The 2,422-nt window shown below is 73.0% G+C and carries 2 protein-coding genes; both read left to right on the top strand.

What is annotated here, in order from left to right:
* The first annotated feature begins 172 nt into the window (after window positions 1-172).
* Window positions 173-949 (top strand): division plane positioning ATPase MipZ, encoded by a 777-nt coding sequence (locus tag IC63_RS16640; protein ID WP_036722709.1) that lies wholly within the window; start codon window positions 173-175, stop codon window positions 947-949.
* 80 nt (window positions 950-1,029) lie between these two features.
* A partial coding sequence (locus IC63_RS16635; protein WP_232222661.1) for an efflux RND transporter periplasmic adaptor subunit occupies window positions 1,030-2,422 on the top strand: 1,393 nt, incomplete at its 3' end.

The following is a 2,422-nucleotide window of genomic DNA, read 5'->3' as shown; positions in this document are numbered from 1 at the left end:
GCGACAATGGGGCGGGCGGGCATGGGGGCCTCCGTTCAAATAGATTTAATTGAATATGTGTACGGGAACCCGCGCCGTCAACGCCGCGCGTTGTCCACAGGTGAATCCGGCCGCCGCCATGACTCCCCCGGCGCGGGCCGCTAGCGTGCGCCGCAGCGGACAGGAGCGAATCGTGGCGCATATCATCGTCATCGGCAACGAAAAGGGCGGTTCGGGGAAATCCACGACCTCGATGCACGTGGCGACGGCGCTGGCGCGGATGGGGCACCGGGTGGGGGCGCTGGACCTGGACGTGCGCCAGCGCAGCTTTGGCCGCTACCTGGAAAACCGCATGGCGTACCTGGCCCGCGAGGGGGTGGACCTGCCGACGCCCACGCTGGGCGAACTGCCACGCGCGGGCGAGGGCGATCCGCTGTCGGCCGCGGTGGCGGCGCTGGACGCCGATCACGGCTTCATCGTCATCGACTGCCCCGGATCGCACACCCGGCTGTCGCAGATGGCCCATGCGCTGGCCGACACGCTGGTCACGCCGCTGAACGACAGCTTCATCGACTTTGACCTGCTGGCCCGGATGTCGCCCGAGGGCGAGGTGCTGGGCCCCTCGATCTATGCCGAGATGGTCTGGAACGCGCGCCAGCTGCGCGGGCAGGCCGGGGCGGGGCCGATCGACTGGATCGTGCTGAGGAACCGCCTGGGCACGACCGAGATGCACAACAAGCGCAAGGTCGGCGCGGCGCTGGAGCGGCTGTCGCGGCGGATCGGGTTCCGGGTGGCGCCGGGCTTTGCCGAGCGGGTGATCTTTCGCGAGCTGTTCCCGCGCGGGCTGACGCTGCTGGACCTGCGCGACATCGGCACGCAGTCGCTGTCGATGTCAAACATCGCGGCCCGGCAGGAGCTGCGCGACCTGCTGACCGAATTGCGGCTGCCGGGCGTATCCGTGCGGATCTGAGCGGCGATCAGCCGCTGGAGCATTGTTGCGGGGGCCGGATTCGCCTATGTGACCAGCCGGAACATGTGGAAATCTGCCCCATGCGGTTGCTACCGATCCTCGCTGCGGCTTGGCTGGCCGTTCCCGCCGCGGTCCTCGCTGCGGACGATGCCGCAGAACCGGCCGCCGCGGCGGTGACCGCGTCGACCGTGACGGTCGCGCCGGCCGGCATGGCGCAGGTCGAGGCGCGGGTGCCGCTGTCGGGCACGCTGGTCGCGCGGCAAAGCGTGCAGGTCTATCCGCAGGTCTCGGGCTTCGCGATCGTGGCGCTGAACGCCGAACCGGGCGACCGGGTGACCAAGGGGCAGGAGCTCGCCCGGCTGTCGGACACCACGCTTCGCACCCAGCTGGCGCAGGCCGAGGCGGAATTGCAGCGGGCCGCGGCCGCGGTCAGGCAGGCGCAAAGCCAGATCTCCAGCGCGGACGCGGCGCAGAAGCAGGCGCGGGCGGCGGCGGATCGCGCCCGGGCGCTGCGCCGGTCGGGATCGGGCACCCAGGCGGCGCTGGACCAGGCGGTCGCGGCGCAGGCCGCGGCGGATGCGGCGGCGGCCTCGGCCCGGGACGGGCTGGCGGTGGCCGAGGCGACGCTGGCGCAGGCCCGGGCGGCGCGCGACCTGGCGCAGGCCAATCTGGACTGGACGCGCATCCTGTCCCCCGTCGACGGCCTGGTGACGCAGCGTTCCGCGCAGCTGGGCGGCATCGCAAGCGCGGCGGGTGAGCCGATGTTCACCCTGATCGCCGATGGCAGCATCGAGTTCGAGGGCGAGGTGATCGAGGGCGCGCTGCAGGAACTGCAGCCCGGGCAGGAGGTCCGGCTGAACGTCGCCGGCGTTGGCCCGATCGAGGGCACGGTCCGGCAGCTGCCGGCGGCGGTCGATCCGACCACCCGCCTGGGGCTGATCCGGGTGCAGCTGCCCGATGACGACCGGCTGCTGACCGGGCTGTTCGCCAGCGGCGACGTCATCACGCTGCGCCGCGAGGCCTTGACCGTGCCCGCCTCGGCCGTGCTGTCGGACGACGATGGCGAGCGGGTGCAGGTGGTCCGCGACGGCGTGGTCGAGACCCGGCCCATCCAGGGCGGCATCCTGTGGCAGGGACGGCGCGAGGTGCGGGGCGGGCTGGCCGAGGGCGAGACTGTCATCACCCGCGCCGGCGCGTTCTTCGCCACCGGCGACGAGGTGAACGTCGCCCAGCCGGCGGCGGGAGGGGAGGCGGCGTCCGTTGGAGCCGTCGCTGGGTCCGCTGGCGCTGAACCCGCCGCCGAGGCCGCAGCCGCGGAGCCTGCCGCGGCCGCCCCGGCTGGCACCGCTCAGGCCGCCGGTGCGGCGCCCGCGGAACCAGCCGCTCAGTCTCCAGACCCTGCCGCAGCCCCCGCCGCCGGTCCTGCCACCGAAGCATCCGCCACGCCGCCCGCCGCGACCCCAACTGCTACAC

This window comes from Paracoccus sphaerophysae, from assembly GCF_000763805.1.
Taxonomy (GTDB): domain Bacteria; phylum Pseudomonadota; class Alphaproteobacteria; order Rhodobacterales; family Rhodobacteraceae; genus Paracoccus; species Paracoccus sphaerophysae.
This window is presented reverse-complemented; position numbering and strand designations above follow the sequence as displayed.